This window comes from Xanthomonas albilineans (genome assembly GCF_002939705.1).
Taxonomy (GTDB): domain Bacteria; phylum Pseudomonadota; class Gammaproteobacteria; order Xanthomonadales; family Xanthomonadaceae; genus Xanthomonas_A; species Xanthomonas_A albilineans.
On sequence record NZ_MDCB01000057.1, the window covers coordinates 1 to 2,324 of the forward strand.

The window sequence follows — 2,324 nt, forward strand, 5'->3', positions numbered from 1 at the left end:
AGTCGGTACAGGTCGATCAGGGCGTGCAGGCGCGTGGTCAATGCGTGGTGGGAGACCAGCACGCCCTTGGGTTTGCCGGTCGAGCCGGAGGTGTAGATGACGTAGGCCGGATGCTGCGGATGTAGTGCGGGAATGTTGGGTGCGTGCGTTGGCGCACAGGTCCAAAACTCTTGCTCGACATCGAGCCGCACGGTGTGCATGCCGTTGCGCGTCGCAAGCGATGCAGCCGTATCGCGATGGGTGAGCAGCACACTGGGTCGTGCATCGGCGAGCATGGCGTTCAGGCGCGCGGATGGCACATCGGGATCCAGCGGCAGGTAAGCGCCGCCGGCCTTGAGCACGGCGAGGATGGCAACGATCAGATCAATGCCGCGCGGCAGGCACACGGCGACGATGCGTTCTGGTACGACGCCCAGCCCGATCAGATGATGGGCGAGTTGGTTGGCGCGGGCATCGAGTTCGGCGTAGTGGAGTGCCTGGGTCTGCGCCACGACCGCGATCGCCTGCGGCGTGCGCCGCGCCTGTAAGGCGATGGTGTGATGCAGGAAGCCGTTGCCGTCGAGATCGTCCGTGGTGGCGTTGAAGCTGTGCAACTGCGCCAGTTCGTCGGCGGGTAACAACATCAGAGTATTCAATGGGGTATCCGGTGCCCGTTCCAGCGCCTGGATCAGCGCCTGCACCGCGTGTTGCATCAGCGCAATGACGCGCTCGGCACCGATGCGCGGCTCTACCGTCGCATCCACCGAAAAACCTCCAGTTGCGGTGATGTCGTTGATCGAGATCGCCAGTGGATAGTTGGTGCGCTCCGGCATTGCCAGCATTTCCATGCCAAGCCGGTTGTGTGCCTGCTGCGCTATGTCGGCCGGTGTCTGCGCCGTGATGCCACCGGCATAGCGATAGTTGAGCAGCGCGGTGAAGAGTGGTGCTGGTGGCGCGATGCCACTGCAGCGTTGCGCCAATGCCAATGGGGCGTGTTCGTGGTGGAGTAACTGCGCCAACTGCTGCTGGGTCTGGCGCAGCGCCTCGACCACGCTGCGGCCATTGCGTTGCAGCCGGATAGGCAGCGTGTTGAGGAACATGCCCAGAACACGGTCGGCACCGTTGCCGCCTTGCATACGACCGAACAACGTCGTACCGAACACCACATCGTCCTGGCCGCTGGTTTGAGCCAACACCAGTGCGCAGGCCAGATGGAATAAGCTGGATGGGGTGATATTGAGTCGGTGTGCATGACGGCGCACAGCGCTGGACAGGCCATCGGGCAGAGGGCGCAGTCTGTGTTCCATGTCAGCGCCGGTGCCGCGCACTTCGTACAGGCCGAACGGGATGGTGGGTGTTTCCAGATCACCCAACTGCTGGGTGAAGAAGGCGCGGTGTTCGGCTTCGCTTACATCAAGACGTGCTTGTGCGATGAAGTTGCGGAATGGCAGCGGCGCGGGCAAGCGGTGCTGGTGTCCGTGCAGATGGGCATGTATCTCCTCGATCAGCAGTTCCAGTGTGGTGTGATCCATGATCAGGTGATGGTAATGAAGGCCAAGTAGCCAGCGCCCGTGCACGCGATCTTCGACGAGGTCGGCATGGATCAGCGGTGCCTGGCTGATATCCAGACGGAAGCGAAGCGGATCCATGTGCTGCTGCAACGCTGCCAGCACGTCCTGCGCATCAAGGACGAGGGTGTGCAACAGCAGTGGCGCATGCCGCCAGACCACTTGAACGGGTGTGTGCAGACCCTGCCAGGCGAAGCTGGTGCGCAGGATGTCGTGGCGTGCGATGACCGTTTCCAGCGCGACGACGAAGGCATCCACATGCGCGCGCGTGTCGAATGCCAGCACGGTGCTGTTGAGGTAAGCATCGTTTTCTGGGCTGGCTAGATGATGGAATAGCAGACCTTCCTGCAGTGGCGCCAGCGGGTAGATGTCCTGCACGTTGGGCGCACCGCCCTGGACGGTCGCCACGGCAGCATCGGTCTCGGTTTGGCTGAGTTCGACCAGTGGCAGCATGTCCGGCGTGATGCGGGCGCAATCGGGGGTAATGCGATTGGGCGGGATGCGAAGCGTGGACGCGCAGGTGAGGGTGCTGGCGAGGCTGGCTAACGTAGGCGTGTTGAACAAGGCGCGCACGTCCAAGTGCCAGCCATGTCGGCGCAGACGCTCAATCAGGGTGATCGCCAGCAGCGAGTGCCCACCGAGGGCGAAGAAGTTGTCGTGACGCCCGACCTGTTCGACGCCGAGCAGCTCGCGGTAGAGATCGGCGAGCTGTGTTTCCCGTTCGCCTTCTGGGGCGAGGTAGGCTTGCGTCGCCAGCGCGTCGGCATCCGGTGCGGG

The 2,324-nt window shown here is 63.2% G+C and carries 1 protein-coding gene; it reads right to left on the reverse strand.

The window, feature by feature from the left end; translation table 11 throughout:
- Positions 1-2,324: condensation domain-containing protein (locus XalbCFBP2523_RS15665; protein ID WP_146084139.1), on the reverse strand; the 2,324-nt coding region annotated here is incomplete at both ends.